15 protein-coding genes are annotated in these 17,275 nt (G+C 63.4%); 9 read left to right on the forward strand and 6 right to left on the reverse strand.

Annotated features, from left to right (window positions below; genetic code table 11):
- Positions 1-35 precede the first annotated feature (35 nt).
- Entirely contained in the window at positions 36-1,595 is a 1,560-nt protein-coding gene (locus tag IVA82_RS07665) for a winged helix-turn-helix domain-containing tetratricopeptide repeat protein (protein WP_247387647.1), read from the reverse strand.
- Positions 1,596-2,105: 510 nt separating this feature from the next.
- On the opposite strand from IVA82_RS07665, the gene pcaB reads away from it, so the two are divergent.
- Both pcaB and IVA82_RS07675 read left to right on the forward strand, forming a co-directional pair.
- Positions 2,106-3,467 carry a 3-carboxy-cis,cis-muconate cycloisomerase gene (pcaB, locus tag IVA82_RS07670; RefSeq protein WP_247387649.1) on the forward strand — a complete coding sequence of 454 codons (1,362 nt, stop codon included), beginning with the start codon at positions 2,106-2,108 and terminating at the stop codon, positions 3,465-3,467.
- A 110-nt stretch (positions 3,468-3,577) separates the two neighbouring features.
- Complete coding sequence (locus IVA82_RS07675) at positions 3,578-4,834, forward strand: aminopeptidase (protein WP_247387650.1); 1,257 nt, start codon at positions 3,578-3,580, stop codon at positions 4,832-4,834.
- Positions 4,835-5,031: 197 nt separating this feature from the next.
- On the opposite strand, the gene IVA82_RS07680 is transcribed toward IVA82_RS07675, so the two are convergent.
- A complete protein-coding gene (locus tag IVA82_RS07680; RefSeq protein WP_247387651.1) occupies positions 5,032-5,586 on the reverse strand; it encodes a hypothetical protein in 555 nt (184 codons plus the stop codon).
- Positions 5,587-5,824: 238 nt separating this feature from the next.
- Between IVA82_RS07680 and IVA82_RS07685 the strand changes: the two genes are divergently transcribed.
- Positions 5,825-6,280, forward strand: coding sequence for a cupin domain-containing protein (locus IVA82_RS07685; protein ID WP_247387653.1), 456 nt, complete (start codon positions 5,825-5,827; stop codon positions 6,278-6,280).
- Positions 6,281-6,373: 93 nt separating this feature from the next.
- Here the strand turns inward: IVA82_RS07685 and IVA82_RS07690 are convergent, their stop codons facing one another.
- The 4 genes from IVA82_RS07690 to IVA82_RS07705 form a co-directional block, all read right to left on the reverse strand.
- A complete protein-coding gene (locus IVA82_RS07690) occupies positions 6,374-6,895 on the reverse strand; it encodes a hypothetical protein (protein ID WP_247387654.1) in 522 nt (173 codons plus the stop codon).
- Between the two features lie 66 nt (positions 6,896-6,961).
- A complete protein-coding gene (locus IVA82_RS07695) occupies positions 6,962-7,774 on the reverse strand; it encodes an MBL fold metallo-hydrolase (protein WP_247387656.1) in 813 nt (270 codons plus the stop codon).
- 92 nt (positions 7,775-7,866) lie between these two features.
- The gene (locus IVA82_RS07700; protein ID WP_247387657.1) at positions 7,867-9,387 is read right to left on the reverse strand and encodes a permease; all 1,521 of its coding nucleotides are present in this window, start codon (positions 9,385-9,387) and stop codon (positions 7,867-7,869) included.
- Positions 9,384-10,133: an ABC transporter ATP-binding protein gene (locus tag IVA82_RS07705; protein WP_247387663.1), complete on the reverse strand. Its 750-nt coding sequence runs from the start codon at positions 10,131-10,133 to the stop codon at positions 9,384-9,386. Before IVA82_RS07705 ends, IVA82_RS07700 begins: the two co-directional genes overlap by 4 nt.
- Before the next feature lie 262 nt (positions 10,134-10,395).
- Between IVA82_RS07705 and IVA82_RS07710 the strand changes: the two genes are divergently transcribed.
- From IVA82_RS07710 to IVA82_RS07735, 6 genes are all read left to right on the forward strand, one after another.
- Positions 10,396-11,271 (forward strand): branched-chain amino acid ABC transporter permease, encoded by an 876-nt coding sequence (locus IVA82_RS07710; RefSeq protein WP_247387658.1) that lies wholly within the window; start codon positions 10,396-10,398, stop codon positions 11,269-11,271.
- A 5-nt stretch (positions 11,272-11,276) separates the two neighbouring features.
- Complete coding sequence (locus IVA82_RS07715) at positions 11,277-12,428, forward strand: branched-chain amino acid ABC transporter permease (protein WP_247387660.1); 1,152 nt, start codon at positions 11,277-11,279, stop codon at positions 12,426-12,428.
- Positions 12,425-13,183 (forward strand): ABC transporter ATP-binding protein, encoded by a 759-nt coding sequence (locus tag IVA82_RS07720; RefSeq protein ID WP_148743257.1) that lies wholly within the window; start codon positions 12,425-12,427, stop codon positions 13,181-13,183. Before IVA82_RS07715 ends, IVA82_RS07720 begins: the two co-directional genes overlap by 4 nt.
- Before the next feature lie 4 nt (positions 13,184-13,187).
- Entirely contained in the window at positions 13,188-13,976 is a 789-nt protein-coding gene (locus tag IVA82_RS07725; protein ID WP_148743256.1) for an ABC transporter ATP-binding protein, read from the forward strand.
- A gap of 148 nt (positions 13,977-14,124) precedes the next feature.
- Positions 14,125-15,963 carry an AMP-dependent synthetase/ligase gene (locus tag IVA82_RS07730; RefSeq protein WP_247387661.1) on the forward strand — a complete coding sequence of 613 codons (1,839 nt, stop codon included), beginning with the start codon at positions 14,125-14,127 and terminating at the stop codon, positions 15,961-15,963.
- A gap of 80 nt (positions 15,964-16,043) precedes the next feature.
- The gene (locus IVA82_RS07735) at positions 16,044-17,243 is read left to right on the forward strand and encodes an ABC transporter substrate-binding protein (protein WP_247387662.1); all 1,200 of its coding nucleotides are present in this window, start codon (positions 16,044-16,046) and stop codon (positions 17,241-17,243) included.
- Positions 17,244-17,275: the final 32 nt, after the last annotated feature.

Below are 17,275 nucleotides of genomic sequence, written 5' to 3' on the forward strand. Positions count from 1 at the left end.
TGGAGTGGCCGCAAGCGGGGAGAGGGAGAAGTTCGTCACCTCATCCCCGCTCGCCGAAATCCCTCGAGATAATGCTCCCGATCCTCTTCCCGCAGCATCGGCAGCTCGCTTGTGATCCAGGCGAGTGAGACTCCTGGCTGGGCGCGGCGCAGTCCGTCCAGCGCGGAAGCGGCGCGCACGGGATCGCCGAGCATGCCGGCGGCGGCCGTCAGCACGCGGTGTGCGCCGACGAAATCGCTGCGTTGACGCATCGACTCGCGCGCCATTTGCACGGCTCCCTCATAATTGCGGCCGATGAACTGGGCGTAGGCGGCGACGCCGCAATAGATCGCCGCCATTGGATCGCGCGGGCTCAGCCGCAGCGCGCGGCGCGCGGCGGCATCGCCGTCCTGCCACCGGCCCGCGTAGCACAGCGTCACGCCGTGAAAGGCGTGCGCCATCGCGAAATTCGGATTGAGCGCGAGCACCAGCTCGAACTCCGCCAGCGCATCGTCGAAGCGGCGGCGAAACAGATAGCCATAGGCGAGGCCGTGATGCGCCCAGGCATCCTCGCGATCGGCCTCCACGGCCGCAAGCGCCGCGGCTTCCGCGACCGGCACGCTCGCGCCCATGTCGGCCCAGCCCATATGCGCGCCGAAAATATGACTGGTCGCGAGCAGGCCCAGCGCCTTGCCATAGGCCGGGTCGATGGCGATCGCCTGTTCGAGCAGCGCTTGCGCCGCTGCATTGTCCTCGCGCGTGACGCGCCAGTAATGCGACAGCGCGCGCATCACAAGGTCCCAGGCATCCAGGCTGCCCGGCGGCTTCTGCTGCGCGCGAAAGCTTTCGGCGGCATAGAGCTGCGGCTCGACCGCGGCGACGATCGCCTCGGTGATCTCGTCCTGCACGGCGAAGACGTCGGCGAGGTCGCGGTCGTAGCGCTCGGCCCAGAGATGGCTGCCGGTCGAAACGTCGTTGAGCTGCGCCGAGATACGCAGCCGGTCGCCGCTCCGCCGCACGCTGCCCTCGACCACGTAGCGCACGCCGAGCTCGCGCGCGATCTCGTGGATGTGCACGGGGCGGCCCTTGTAGACGAAGGAGGAGTTGCGGGCGACGACGAAGAACCAGCGCAGCTTCGACAGCGCGGTGATGATGTCCTCGCTGATCCCGTCGGAAAAATAGTCCTGCTCGCGGTCGCCGCTCATATTGGTGAAAGGCAGCACGGCGATCGCGGGGCGGTCAGGCAGCGCGAGCGTGGCCTGCGGCGGCGTCATCCCACGGCCCGGTTCCGGCACGGCCGCGACGCACTTGGTCTCGACGTCGCCGACGAACCGAAAGCCCTTGCGCGCGATGGTGCGGATCAGCGCCTGGCTGGCGCCGTTGTCGCCGACTGCCTTGCGCGCCGCATTGATCCGGCTGGTCAGGGTGGATTCGGAGACGCTGCGTCCGTGCCAGATCTTGTCGATCAGCTCATCCTTGCTAACGACACGGTCGCGGTTTTCCATGAGGTGGACCACGAGATCGAAAACCTGCGGCTCCACGGCAATGGGAACCTGCGCGCGGCTTAGCTCGCGCAAATTGGTGTCGAGAAGGTGATCCCGGAATAGGAACTGCACGTCGAAAACTCAGGCCTCATGGCAATATCAGGCAATTACAAAAGAAAATGATTTCGACCCAAGTCTGTGAGTCCGCCGAGGCGCGGCTTGGTTCACTGCTATCGCAAGATGGCTGCCATGCCATTTGCGGGCAGGAATACAACTGATGCGAGAATGTGGCGGCTCCGGCCAACTTATCGGGCGACTTGATCCGGGCCAACGGCCCCGATCAGCCACCTGCGCGCCAAAGAACCTCCGTTGTCGGTAACTCCGTCATTCCGGGGCGCGGAAACGCGAGCCCGGAATCCATCGCGCAGCACACGGAGCGGATAAATGGATTCCGGGTTCGCGCCAAATGGCGCGGCTCCGGAATGACGAGCGCAGCAGTGCTGCGGAAGCTTTGGCGGGGCGGCAGGACAGCATTGCACGACATTCAATGTGTGGCGGTCCGCGAAAGTCCATTGCCGAACAGCTTCGCGCGCGTAAGCTGCACCGATGCATACAAAGCATACCAACCACAAAGAAACGCCCATGCCCGCATTTCCCGCTTCGACCACCGTCCTCGATTCCATCCTGTTCCGCGACGCCTTCGGCACGCCGCAGATGCGGGAGGTGTTTTTCGACATCGCGCTGGTCTCGCGCTATGCCGAGGTCGAGGTGGCGCTGGCGAAGGCGCAAGCCAAATGCGGCGTGATCCCGCAAGAAGCTGCCGAGGCGATTGCTGCGCGCACCGACGTCGCCGCGTTCGATCTCGATCTGTTGCGGCAGGAGACCGACATCGTCGGCTATCCGATCCTGCCGCTGGTGCACCAGATGGTGAAGCAATGCGGCAATGCCGGCCGCTACGTGCATTGGGGCGCAACCACGCAGGATATCATGGACACCGCCGTGGTGCTGCAACTGCGCGCAGGGCTCGATATCATCGAACGGGACATTGCCGCGCTGCGCGGTATCCTCGCAGACCTGTCAAAGCGGTATCGCGACACGCCGATGGCGGGCCGCACCCATCTCCAGCAGGCCTTGCCGGTGACTTTTGGCTACAAGACCGCGATCTGGCTTGCGATGTTCGACCGCCACGCCGAACGTCTGGCACAATTGAAGCCTCGCGTCCTGGTCGGCCAGTTCGCCGGTGCGGCGGGCACGCTGGCCTCGCTCGGCGACAGGGGCTTTGAGGTGCAGGAGGCACTCTGCGCCGAGTTGAAGCTCGGCGTTCCCGCTTCGACCTGGCACGTCGCCCGTGACGGTTTTGCCGAGGCCGTGAATTTTCTCGCGCTCGTCACCGGCTCGCTCGGCAAGATCGCGCTCGACATCATGATCATGGCCTCGACCGAATTCGCCGAAGTCTACGAGCCGTTCGTCAAGGGGCGCGGGGCCTCCTCGACCATGCCGCAGAAGCGCAACCCGATCTCCTCGGAACTGATGTTCGCGGCGTCCAAAGCGGTGCGCCAGCACGCCGGCCTGATGCTGGACGCCATGGTGCAGGATTTCGAGCGCGCCACCGGTCCCTGGCACGCCGAATGGATGGCGATCCCCGAAAGTTTCGTGCTGACCGCCGGCGCCCTGCACCAGGCAAAGTTCGCGCTCGCGGGGCTCGTCGTGGACGAAGCGAAGATGAACGAAAATCTCGCCATCAGCCGCGGCCTGATCGTCGCAGAGGCCGTGATGATGGGGCTCGCGCCGCAACTCGGCCGCCAGGAAGCCCATGACGTGGTTTATGACGCGTGCCGGCAGGCCAACGAAACCGGTTCGAGCCTTGCGGATGCGCTGTCCGCTGATCCGAGGATATCGAGCCGCATCGATCGCGCCTCCATCGAGGCGCTCACCTCACCGAAAAATTACCTCGGCCTTGCTCCCGCCATGGTCGACCGCGTGCTGAAATCGGCAACGCGTTGAAAACCAAAATGCGTGAAACTGCGTATCTTCTGAGCATCTCAAGATGCTCGCACTATTGCGCCTTGGGATGCTAGACTTAGATGAAAGAGACTTTCGGCAGAGGACCCGGCATGACCGATCAACGCATCACCTCGACTCCCATCGATCCTGTGAAACTCGACCGGCTGGCCGAGGTGGCGGTGAAGGTGGGCCTGGGCTTGCGGCCGGGGCAGGATCTTCTCCTGACGGCGCCGGCGATCGCGCTGCCGCTGGTGCGGCGGATCGCCGTGCACGCCTACAAGGCCGGCGTCGGCATCGTGACGCCGATCCTGTCGGACGAAGAGATGACGCTGGCACGTTACCGTCACGGCCATGACAACAGTTTCGATCGCGCCGCCGGCTGGCTCTACGAGGGCATGGCGAAGGCCTTCGCCGACAACACCGCGCGACTCGCCATCGTCGGCGACAATCCCATGCTGCTGTCGGGTGAGGATCCCTCGAAGGTGGCGCGCGCCAGCAAAGCCAATTCCATGGCCTATCAGCCGGCGCTGGAGAAAATCGTCAATTTCGACACCAACTGGAACATCATTGCTTATCCGAGCCCGTCCTGGGCCAAGCAGGTATTCCCCAACGATTCCGAGGAGGTTGCGATCGGAAAGCTCGCCGACGCCATCTTCGCGGCGTCCCGCGTCGACCGCGAGGACGCGATGGCCAACTGGGCCAGCCACAATGCGGTGCTGCGCGAGCGCACCAACTGGCTCAACGGCCAGCGTTTCCGCGCGCTCCAATACACAGGTCCCGGCATCGATCTCACCATCGGGCTTGCCGACGGCCATGAGTGGGAGGGCGGCGCGTCGCTCTCCAAGAACGGCATCAGCTGCAATGCCAATATTCCGACCGAGGAAGTCTTCACGACGCCGCATTGCCGGCGGGTCTATGGCCATGTCGTGAGCTCGAAGCCGTTGTCCTACCAGGGCACGCTGATCGACAACATCGCGGTGCGTTTCGAGGACGGCAGGATCGTCGACGCCAAGGCCTCGCGTGGCGCGGAAGTTCTGAACAAGGTGCTCGACACCGACGAGGGCGCGCGCCGGCTCGGCGAGGTGGCGCTAGTGCCGCATTCCTCGCCGATCTCGCAGAGCGGGCTGCTGTTCTACAATACGCTGTTCGATGAGAACGCTGCGTCGCACATCGCGCTCGGCCAGTGTTATTCGAAATGCTTCGTCAATGGCGCGCAGCTCACGCCGCAACAGATCGCGGCGCAGGGCGGCAACCAGAGCCTGATCCATATCGACTGGATGATTGGCTCGGCCGAGACCGACATCGACGGCATCCTGGCCGACGGCAGCAAGGTCCCGGTGTTCCGCAAGGGCGAGTGGGCGAAGTAGGGCTTGCGGGCTCGTCATGGCCGGGCTTGTCCCGGCCATCAACGTCTTGCGGCACAAAGAACGTGGATGCCCGGGACAAGCCCGGGCATGACGTTGGTGGAAGCTCCAGCGCCCAAGCACTGACGTTACACGCGGTTGCCGGCACCTTCGGAGAGAAGTGAACAGTCCGACCGGCAACGGCCTTGCCTCACCACATTTCATGCCGCCGCGGTACGCAGCATTGGATTGCTGTCGATGCTGAAATGGTTGAACAGTGTCGTGAACGGGCTGCCGTCGGTGGCTCGCACGATGGCGTCGGAGGCCGCGACCGCATCGTACAGCGCGCCGACCGGATCGCCCGCTTCCGGCAAATCGAGCGCGTCGCGGATGGCCTCGCGGGCCTCGTTGACGTCGTCCTCGTCCTCGAGTGTCGCCTCCAGCGCATCTGCAGCCCGCCGCATTTCCGCAAGGTCGCCGCCGGCCGAGAATTTGAGGACATCCAGCCAATAGGGTCGGGCGACGACGAGCTGGACGAACGCCTCGAACGTGCCTGCGATGATCCCGGCGCGGCCTTCCGACGAGACGTAGAGCACATCCTGTGACGGCAGCAGCACGAAGGCGCCGCCCGAGCCATCGCTGCCGACCTGCCGGGCCTTTTCGATGCCGTCGATGGCAAACCAGGGCTCCTTGTCCGGCGCGAACGAGACGTCGAAGCTGCCGAGCCACGCGACGACCTCGCTGTTGTCTGTCAGGACCTCGGGGGTCAGGGGCATCGGCGTGGCTCCATCTTGGTGCATTCGCGCGTTTTGTCGCACCCCGGAAAAGATGGGTTCATGTGCTCAAATTTGCAGGGAAATTCCGACGTTAACCACTCCGCACATGCAACTTGCGGCTGATTTTCGGAGCCTGCGTAAGAAAGAATTAAAAGCCGGCTACTAGCGTTCCAACATCTTTTGAGACAATCCGGGCCGAGACCCGGCCATACATATTATATCCCCCGGGGGAAGAAAGATGTCGCGCGCATTGATTGAAATCGGTAATTGCAATGTGGATCTCGAGCTGCGGCCAATCGAACCGACCTGGATCATCGAGGGCAATCCGGTCTCGCGCTCGCACGTCCTGTCCACCAGCGCCGATGGCACGGCCCAGACCATCATCTGGGCCTGCACCGAAGGCCGCTTCAACTGGTACTACGACATCGACGAGACGATCATGATCATGGAAGGATCGATCGTGCTCGAAAGCGACGGCATGCCGCCCAAGCGCTACGGCCCCGGCGACGTCATTTTCTTCCGCGACGGCGCCCATGCCAAATGGCATGTCGAAGGCCACGTCAAGAAGATCGCCTTCTGCCGCAAGACCAATCCCGTGATGATCGGATTCCTGATCCGCGCCGTCAACAAGCTCAAGCGAATGTTCGTCTCCGCTGGCGAACGCCGTCCCGCCTCGCTGATGGGTGCCGGCTAGAACTCAAACGATAACATTTCAAGGACGCTTCCCAGCGGCTACGAGGGAAGAGGGGTCGGGATGATAATTCCGGCCCCTCTTTTCGCGATGGCCCTACCGGATGCGTCGCTTCGCCCTCACGTCCACCACCAGCCGCCAATCCATCGCCGCGCCCGGCTTCACCTCGCCAAGCCAATGGAAGGAGTCGTCGGTGATCTCGGTAAAGCTCCAGCGTGTCAGGCCGCCCGATTCGCTCGTGCCTTCCTGCACGATATCCGTGCCGCGCGGGCGGCCGATCTGCTGGCGGAACACGCTGCGCCCGGGATCGAACCAGGATATTCGCCATGCATCGATGGTCGGATCGTAGACCCGCAACGTCGTGCCGTACCAGTTGCCGGCGACCGGAAATGCCGGGGTACCGGCCGGGCGCGGGATGATCCAGACATCCTGGACGGCGCGGCCTTCCAGCACCCAGCCGAAATGGATTTCGCCGGGGGCGGTGTGCGTCGTCCCATCAGGTCCGTGGGCTGTGATCTCGGCATCCCAGTCGCCGACGAAACGGCCGTAAAGCTGGAGCGCTGCTTTGTGCTCCGGATTCGGTCCGGCCGCGTGCAAAAGTCTCGCAAAGTCGCTCATGTCGATCTCCTGTTTTAAACGAGATCAGCACGAACGAACCGAAGCCGGCTTGGAGAAAATTGCGCGTCACACGCCGTCGAGGATGATCACCGTCGGCGTCGACGGCAGCCCATTCCGCGACATCCGGAAACTGCGCTCGGTGCGCCGGTCGATCTCAAACTGCTGACCGATCCCGCGCATGAAATCGTCGAGCGGGGTGGCGAAGCGGTGCATGGGCAGCACCACCGAGGCACGCAAGCGTTTGGTGATCTCGGAGATGCCGTCCAGCGACATGGTGTAGGTGCCGTCGATCGGCACCATCACGATGTCGAGCCGTCCGATCTGGGCGAAATGGCTGTCGTCGAGCTTGTGGTGGAGATGACCGAGATGGCCGATGCAGAGGCCGGCGACCTCGAAGATAAAGATCGAATTGCCGTCGCGGATCATGTCGGCGCCGGAATCGTCGCCGAAATAACGCCGGATGTCGGTGGTGACGTTGCGGATGAAGGTGTCACCGATCCGTTCCGACACGATGGCCGGCTTGCCGTCCTCGCCCCAGCCATGCAGCACGTGGGGAATGCGCCTGTCCGGGAATAAACTGTAATGGGTGCTGTGGGCCCGGTTCATGGTGGCGACGTCGGGGAGCCGGCCGACCTGATAGGCGCCGCTATAGTCGGTGGCGATGCGCACGCCGCCCGGCGTGTCGATAAAATAGGTGGAATGGCCGGCATAGGTGATTTCGACCTCGGCCGCACTCGCCGCCTGCCGCAACGCCACCGGCATCGCGCGCGGCGCCGCATTCGCCATCGCCAGGCACTCGCTGCGCTGTGGCTGCTGGGCGAGGGTGGGGGTGAGGAAGGCGCCGAGCAGCGCAAGGGCCGTCGAAACAAGTCGCCACATGAATCCGTCCCGATGACGCGCGGGGAAAGTCTAGCGTGCAATGCAGCGCGTGGCCAACAGGGCGCGATCAAGAGCGCGTCAGTGTCGCATCTCTATTCCCGTCGCGGGCTGAACTTCCAGGTGATGGCGATCAGGCTCGCGGTGATCAGTCCGCTGATGAGGCCGGCGAGAGGCAGGGTGAGCAGGAGCGCGGCGGTGGCGGCCCAGCCGATGGACGAGAAAGCTTCCGCGAAAGTTGCAAGCCGCGACGAGGTCTGGCGGCGGCGAAACTGGCTGCGCCGGGCCTGAACCCGGAACCAAAGCTGGATCGCGGTGGCGGAGGCCGCGCTGATGATAACTGCGAGCCCAGTGATCGCAGCTTGGTAGGGTGAGGCCAGCGTCGCGACCAGCGGGCTGAAGATGACGGCGATCGCAATCAGCACCACCTCGATCTTGGCGCGGGTGACGCTGGACGGCGTCAATGGTGCGGTCGCGACCAGATCGGGAGCGTCCTCCCCCGAAATCGTCAGCCAGGCCAGTCCGCCGGCAAGCTGTCCCGCCGCCATGACGATGACAGGCGAGATCAGCGTCAGCGCCGCGGAGGTGTCGGCAAAGCTGCGCCAGAGCAGGAGCGCCGGCGGCACCAGATAGAGCAGCTGCATCAGGGTTTGCGAGATCAGCCAGGGATCGCGCCACAGCAGCATGAATTCCTTGCGCCGCAGCGCCTGCTGCCGCGATCCGCCGCGAAAGCGACGCTTCTTGGCGCGTCTCCGGCCGGACCTGCCGTAAGCGGCGGCATCGATTGCGGTATCCGCAAAGCGGCCCGAGAAGATCGCCATCACGCTTCCGAGCAGCACGAGCCCAAGCGCCAGAAGCAGCAGCAGCGCCTCGCTGTCGCCCATGGTCGCCCGCGCGGGCCACCACCAGATGCTGTCGACATCGGGAGCATGGTCGGCCACCGTACCGGAGGTCAGGATGGTGAAGCGCGACAGCGTGCCGTAGGACATGATCGCGGCGACCTGGAGCGCAATCACGAAGCCGGCGCCGATGGTCGCGGCCAGGATCTGGGCCACGAAGCGCGTCCGCGCCGGGCCGATCAGCTGAAACAGGAGGATAGTGACGGCAATCGCGATCGCCGCGGCCGACAGGCCCATGGCGACGACGACGCCGAAGGCGGTCAGCCATCGCGCGCCACCTCCGATCACCAGCACGTCGATGAACGGCGTCGAGAACAGCAGCGCCATCATCGTGATCGCCAGCGCGATCGCGGCGATGCGAACCGAGAACAGATTTGCCAAGGTCGCGGGCGATGACATGATCAGGTCGAGGTCGGCGCGGGCGTAAAAGACCCGCGTCACCGATTCGATTGCCTGCGACAGCATCAGCGTCCAGGCCAGGAAGATCGTCGCCGTGATTACGATCAGGGAGGATTTGTCGAGTGGCAGTTGCAGATCGGCGAAGCGGCCGATCACCGCCCAGGCCGGCACGTGCAGGAACGCGGCGAAGAACAGCAGGCCGATGACGGCGGCGCGCGTCCGCTTGCGCCGGCCGCCGGTCATCATGGCGAGCCATTCGCGCCAGGCGAGCCGGAGCTCGTGGCGGGCAAACCAGGAGAGCGCGGTTGCCGAGCTCATGCGGCGGCCTGGAGCGTCACCAGCGCAATGAAAAGATCTTCCAGGCTGGTGTTGGCATTGCCGTTCTGCTGGCGCAGCTCGGTGAGCGTGCCTTCGGCGACCAGGCGCCCCGATGCGATCACGCCGATCCGGTCGGCCATGCGCTCGGCGACCTCCAGAATATGCGTGGTCATGATCACAGTGCAGCCGGCGCGGACGCGCTCGCTCAGAAGTCCCTTCACATGGCGGGCGGAGACGGCGTCCAGCCCCGTCAGCGGCTCGTCGAGGATGATGAGGCGGGGATCGTGCACCAGTGCGCCGGCCAAAGCGACCTTCTGGCGCATGCCCTTGGAAAAGCCCTCGCAGCGCTCGTGCCGGTGCGCCTCGAGTCCCAGGGAGCTCAACAGCTCCTGCGCGACGGGTTCCGAGACGGTCGGCGCGATGCCCCAGAGCCCGGCGACGAATTCGAGATATTCGAGCGGCGTCAGCTTGTCATAAATCATGGGCTCGTCGGAGACCCACGCCATCACCTGCTTGGCGTCGACCGGATTAACGAGCGCATCGATGCCGAAGATCGACACCGCGCCGGCATCGGGCCGCAATAGCCCTGCAACCATGCGCAAGGTGGTGGTCTTGCCGGCGCCGTTGGGGCCGACCAGCGCATAGAATTCACCCGCGTGAATGGTGAGATCGAGGCCATCGACGGCCAAACGGTCAAAACGCTTCGTTAACCCTCGGACTTCGAGTGCCGAGTTGTCCGGCTTCATGACGGCCACACCATCCGGTTTTGCATCGCCCGCGACCATGACTTGAAGATGTTTCGGCACCGTGAATCTACGGCCGACAAATTCCGTCATCCGGTTTGGACTAAAGGCAAGTCACCGTTTGTTGACAGCGCTTGGCGGTTCAGGCTGAATTGGTTTCGGACAAATGGCGCTAACGCAGCGAAACGACTGCGTAGCGGCTGGACACAAGATGCGACGAGGCGGTCACGAAGAACCGCTTGTTGCGTCGGGAGGATGCGCGGCGATGCTGGATTTCGTTCAGCAGCTGGTCAGCGGTATTGCGCTCGGCTGCGTCTACGGCCTGATCGCGCTCGGCTTCGTGCTGGTCTACAAAGCGACCGAGGTCGTCAATTTCGCCCAGGGCGACCTGATGATGCTGGGCGGCTTCTTCGCCTTCACCTTCATCGGCATGATGGGCCTGAGCTACTGGGTCGGCTTTGCCGCCGCGGTGGCCGCCATGGCGCTGTTCGGCATGCTGGCCGAACGCGTGGTGGTGCGGCCGATCCTCGGCTATCCGCAATTCTCCATCATTATGGCGACGATCGGGCTCGGCTATTTCCTGCGCTCGTTCTCCGGCATGATCTGGGGCACCGACGATTTCAAGATCGATACCCCATTCAGCCAGGGCGTGCTACGGATCGGCTCGCTGGTGCTCGCCCATGACAAGCTCTCGGTGATATCGGCCACCGTCATCCTCTGCGCACTGCTCTATCTCTTCTTCAACAAGACCACGCTCGGCACCGCGATGCGGGCGAGTTCCGAGAACATGCTGGCCGCTTATTACATGGGCATCCCGGTCAAGCGCGTGGTGTCGATCGTCTGGGCCATCAGCGCGGCGGTCGCGACCTGCGCCGGCGTGCTGCTGGCGCCGATCACCTTCATCCACTCCAATGTCGGTCTCGTGCTCGGTCTCAAGGCGTTTCCAGCGGCCGTGCTCGGCGGCTTCGGCTCGATTCCCGGCGCGGTGGTCGGCGGCGTTCTGATCGGCGTGATCGAGAGCATGGCGGGCTTCTATCTGGCCGAGGGCTGGAAGGACGTCGCGCCCTACATCGTGCTGCTCGCTGTGCTCTTGCTCAAGCCCGAAGGCCTGTTCGGCCTTCACGTCCGCAAGAAGGTCTGAACGCGATGCGCTTCCTGTTCAAGACCGACTATGAAGACGACATCAGGCTGTTTCCGCATTCGGGCTATGTCATCTCCTATGGGGTGCTGCTCGCAGTGCTGCTGATCGCGCCCTACGTGCTTTCCAGCTATCTGATGAGCCAGCTCGTCTTCGTCTGCATCTATGCAACCGTCGGCGTGGGGCTGCTGATCCTGACCGGCTTTACCGGGCAAGCCTCGCTCGGGCATGCCGCCTTCCTGGCGATCGGCGCCTACACCGCAGCGTATCTCCAGAAGTACAATGTGCCGTTCCCGGTGTATTTCCTGGCCGCAGGCGCCCTGACCGGCCTGATCGGCGCGATGGTCGGCTTCCCGGCGCTGCGGCTCCAGGGCATCTATCTCGTCATCGCCACCATCTCCTTCGCCTTCATCGTCGAGGAGATCCTGGCGCGCTGGGAGAGCGTCACCAACGGCAACGAGGGCATGCGGGTCAAGGCGCTGTCGCTGCTCGGCGTCGCGGTCTCGCGCGACAGCCCGACCTTCTATTTTCTCTGCCTGGCCGTGCTGGTGCTCACCATCGTCGGCACGCTCAACCTGCTGCGCTCGCCGACCGGCCGCGCCTTCGTCGCGATCCGCGACAGCGAGACGGCAGCGCGCAGCATGGGCGTCAATGTCGCGCTCTATAAGGTGAAGTCCTTTGCGATCTCGGCGGCGATCACCGGCTTTGCCGGCGTGCTGTTCGCGCACAAGCTCTCCTTCATCTCGCCGGAGATGTTCACGCTGCAGCTCTCGATCGAGTTCATCATCGTGATCCTGATCGGCGGCACTTTCAGCCTCCACGGTGCGGTGCTCGGCGCGATTTTCATCGTGGTGATCGACCCCTTCCTGACCTACCTGAAGGACGACATGCCCGGCATCATCGCAGGCATCGCCGCAACATTCGGGGCCGGCACACAAAGCGCGGCAAACGTCCAGTCCAAGGTCGCAGCCTTCGCCTCGCTCAACGGCTTGAAGGGCGCGATCTACGGCATCATCATCGTGCTGTTCGTGCTGTTCGAGCCGCTCGGGCTTTACGGCCGCTGGCTGAAGATCAAACTCTTCTTCCAGCTGTTTCCGCTCTACAAACGCGCCACCTTCAAGCGGCAGAAGATCTATGTGAAGTCGGAGCGCAACCGATGAGCTATTTTCGCGCCGAGAATTTGTCGCTGCATTTCGGCGGGCTCAAGGCGGTCGATGCGGTGTCCTTTGCGCTCGAAAAGGGCGAGATCCTTTCGATCATCGGGCCGAACGGCGCCGGCAAGAGTTCGATCTTCAACCTGATCTCGCGGATCTACCAGCCGACCTCGGGCCGCATCTTCTTCGAGGACCAGGACATCACGGAGCAGCCGCCATACGACATCGCCAGGCTTGGCATTGCCCGCACCTTCCAGAACATCGAGCTGTTCGAGAATGCGACTGTGCTTTCCAATCTCCTGGTCGGGCGCCACCGGCATTCGACCACGCAGCTCTGGCAGGAGCTGTTATTTCTGCCGAGCGTGCGGGCCAACGAGAAGCTGCATCGCCGCCGCGTCGAGCAGGTCATCGAATTCCTCGATCTCGAGCCCTATCGCGACAAGCTGATCTCGGGCCTGCCTTACGGCGTACGCAAGGTGATCGAGCTCGCGCGTGCGCTGTGCTCGGAGCCGAAGCTGATCCTGCTCGACGAGCCCTCGTCGGGGCTCAACGTCGAGGAGACCGACGACATGTCGTTCTGGATCCGCGATCTGAAGAACGAGCTCGGCATCACTGTGCTGATGGTCGAGCACGACATGTCGCTGGTCAACCGCGTCTCCGATCGCGTCATCGCGCTGAACTATGGCCGGGTGCTGGCGATGGGCTCGCCCGCCGAGGTGCAGCAGCATCCCGACGTCGTCGCCGCGTATCTCGGAGCCTGACGCGATGGATGCCGCCGTAACCCCCGAGATCATCCTGAAGCTCTCCAACATCGAGAGCTATTACGGGCCGATCATGGCGATCCGCGGCATCTCGCTGGAGGTGCCGCGCGGCCGCATCGTCACGCTGCTGGGCGCCAACGGCGCCGGCAAGACCACGGTGCTCAAGACGATCTCGGGCATTCTCGACCCGCAGAAGGGCGCCATCGAATTCATGGGCAAGCCGATCCAGCGCATGGAAGCCGACAAGATCGTGCGGCTCGGCCTCAGTCATGTGCCGGAGGGACGCGAGGTGTTCCCGTTCCTCTCGGTGCGGGAGAACCTAACGATGGGTGCCTATCCGCGCCGGGATCGCGTCGGCGTCGCGGAAGATATGGAGCGGGTCTACGGCTATTTCCCCCGATTGAAAGAGCGCATCAACCAGCCGGCCGGCCAGCTTTCCGGCGGCGAGCAGCAGATGCTCGCGATCGGCCGTGCGCTGATGAACCGGCCGACTCTTCTGCTGCTGGACGAGCCCTCGCTCGGGCTGTCGCCAATCCTGGTGAAAGAGATCTTCACGATCATCCGCCGCGTCAACGAAGAGCAGGGCATGTCGATCCTGCTGGTCGAGCAGAATGCCAAAGTGGCGCTGGAGACGGCGCATTACGGCTATGTGCTAGAGATCGGACGTATCGTCATGAACGACACCTGCGACCGCTTGATGCATTCGAAGGACATTCAGGAATTCTACCTTGGCGCCAAGGAACAAGGCGCGCGAGGCGAGCGGCGCTGGAAAAAGAAGAAAACTTGGCGTTAGAGGAAGACTTGGCGTTAGGGCAAGGCTTGGCGTTAGAGCAAGGCTTGGCGTTAGAGCAAGATTTGGCGTTAAATGGACTAGCCCATCTGCAAGAACAGACCGCCGGCAAGGCAGGCAGCGGAGAAGAAGCGGCAAGGAGGGAACGCGTATGGCCGGAACGGCGGTGCTGACGGTCGCCGACACGATCGCACGGAGCTTTTTGCGTGCGGCGGAGACGCGTGGCGACCGGCCCGCGATCCGCGAGAAGAAGTTCGGCATCTGGCAGCCGACCAGTTGGCGCGAGTGGCTGGAGATATCAAAAGAGATTGCCTACGCGCTGCATGCGACCGGCTTCATCGCCGGCGACGTCGCCTCCATTATCGCCAACGCGGTGCCGGAATGGGTCTATGCCGATATGGGCATCCTGTGCGCCGGCGGCGTGTCCTCCGGCATCTATCCGACCGATGCGTCGTCCCAGGTCGAATATCTCGTCAACGATTCCCGGACAAAGTTGATCTTCGCCGAGGACGAGGAGCAACTCGACAAGGTGCTCGCCTGCCGCGCGCGCTGTCCCAGCTTGCAGAGGATCATCGTGTTCGACATGGAGGGCCTCAGCGGTTTCTCCGACGACATGGTGATGTCGCTCGACGAGTTCCGCGCGCTCGGCCGCAACCACATGCTCGGCAGTGAGGCGCTGTGGCAGGACATGCTCGACAGTCGCGCCGCGGGCGATCTCGCCGTTCTCGTTTATACGTCCGGCACGACCGGCCCGCCCAAAGGCGCCATGCACGCCAACCGCAGCGTCACGCATCAGATGCGGCACGCCAACGATTTCATTCCGGCACGGGAGGATGACGACCGGCTGATCTTCCTGCCGCTCTGCCACGTCGCCGAGCGGATCGGCGGCTACTACATCTCCGTTGCGCTCGGCTCGGTGATGAATTTCGCCGAGAGTCCCGAGACGGTGCCGGACAATCTGCGCGAGGTGCAGCCGACCGTCTTCCTCGCAGTGCCGCGGATCTGGGAGAAATTCTATTCCGCCATCACCATCGCCCTGAAGGATGCCACGCCGCTCCAGCGATGGGTCTACCGGCGCGCCATCGAGATCGGCTATCGCATGGTCGATCGCCGGATCGAGGGCAAGGCGCCGCCGCTGGCGCTGCGTCTGGCCAACCGCCTCGCCTACCAGCTCGTGTTCCGCAACATCCGCCGCATGATCGGGCTCGACCGCTGCCGGATCGCGTTCACGGGCGCGGCGCCGATCGCGCCGGACCTGATCCGCTGGTATCTCGCGCTCGGCATCAACATCCACGAGGTCTACGGCCAGACCGAGAATTGCGGGGTCGCGACCATGATGCCGGCGGAGCGGATCAGGCTCGGCTCGGTCGGCACGGCAGTGCCCTGGGGCGAGGTTGCTGTTTCGCCGGAGGGCGAGATCCTGATCAGGGGCGACTTCCTGTTCATGGGCTATCTCAACCAGCCGGAAAAGACCGCGGAGACCATCGATCAGCGCGGCTGGCTGCACACCGGCGACGTCGGCGTCATCGACAACGAAGGCTTCATCAGGATCACCGACCGGATGAAGGACATCATCATCACCTCCGGCGGCAAGAACATCACGCCCTCGGAGATCGAGAACCAGCTCAAATTCTCGCCCTACATCTCGGACGCCGTGGTGATCGGCGACAAGCGGCCGTATTTGACCTGCCTCATCATGATCGACCAGGAGAACGTCGAGAAGTTCGCGCAGGACCACGACATCCCCTTCACCAACTATGCCAGCCTGTGCCGGGCGATGCAGGTCCAGGACCTGATCTGGCGCGAGATCGAAGAGGTCAACGGCAATTTCGCTCGCGTCGAGACCATCAAGAAGTTCTATCTGATCGAGCGCCAGCTCACCCCGGAGGACGAGGAACTGACGCCGACCATGAAGCTGAAGCGCGGTTTCGTGAACAAGCGCTACGCCGCCGAGATCGACGCGATGTATCGCGCACGGGCTGTGGCTTGAATTATCTTGTTCCAAAAAAAGGCGAAGGAGCGATGGCCCCGTCCTTCGTGCAACATGGGCCTAATGGAGAGGAGACGACAATGTCGAGATCGTTGAGGACGTTCGGCCTTGCGGTGGGCGCGGTGGCGCTCACCTGTCTGCCGGCCGCAGCGCAAACCAAGGTCACCAATGAAGGCATCTCGGGATCCGAGATCGTCATCGGTACTCATCAGGATCTGTCGGGCCCGATCAAGGGCTGGGGCGTGCCGGTCTCCAACGGCATGAAGATGGCGGTCGAGGAGGTCAACGCGGCGGGCGGCATTAACGGCCGCAAGATTCGGCTGGTCGTCGAGGACAGCGGTTACGATCCGAAGAAGGCTGTACTGGCTTCGCAGAAACTGATCGAGCGCGACAAGATCTTCGCGATGGTGGGACCGATGGGATCGCCGACCGTGCTCGCCGCGCAGGATATCCTGCTCGACGCCGGGGTGCTTCAGCTCTTCCCGCTGACGGCGGCCGAGTTCACCTTCAAGTTCGATCCGGCCAAGCCGCAGGAGCGATTGAAGTTCAACAACCTGCTGCCCTATGTCGAAAGCACGCGCGCGGCGCTGAAATACATGATGGAGTGGAAGAATTTCCAGAAGCCGTGCATCATGTACCAGGATGACGAGTACGGCAAAAACGTGCTTGACGGCTTCAACCAGCAGCTCACCGCCATGAAGGTGCAGCCGGCCTCGATCACGAGCTACAAGCGCGGCGCCTCCGACTTTAGCGCCCAGGTCGCGAAGATGAAGTCCGACAGCTGCGACCTCGTCGTGCTCGGCGCGATCCTGCGTGAGCCCATCGGCGCCATGACCGAGGCCAGGAAGCTCGGCTGGGAAGTTACCTTCCTTGGCGCCACGCCCACCAATGTGATGGAGGTGCCGATGCTCGGCAAGGAGGCCGTAGAAGGCCTCTACGCTGCCGCCCTCTTCGAGATTCCTTACGAGGACACGGCCAAGGGCAAGGTCAAGGACTGGCTCGCCACCTACAAGAAGACGTTCGGCACCGATGCCAACACCCAGGCCATCATCGGCTACAACGCGGTGATGACGTTCGCCTTCTATGCGCAGAAGGCGGGCAAGGATCTGACCGGCCAGAAGATGCTGGACGCGCTGGAATCCGGAGACAAGTTCGTCGACATCTTCAACTCGCCTCCGACGAAGTTCTCCAAGACTGACCATCTCGCCAGCACCATCACCCAGGTGCAACAGGTTAAGGACGGCCGCTGGGTGCTGGTGAAGGACAACCTGATGTTTTGATGTGGTGCGATTTCACCCTCCCCTGGAGGGCA

This window comes from Bradyrhizobium sp. 142 (genome assembly GCF_023074015.1).
Taxonomy (GTDB): Bacteria; Pseudomonadota; Alphaproteobacteria; order Rhizobiales; family Xanthobacteraceae; genus Bradyrhizobium.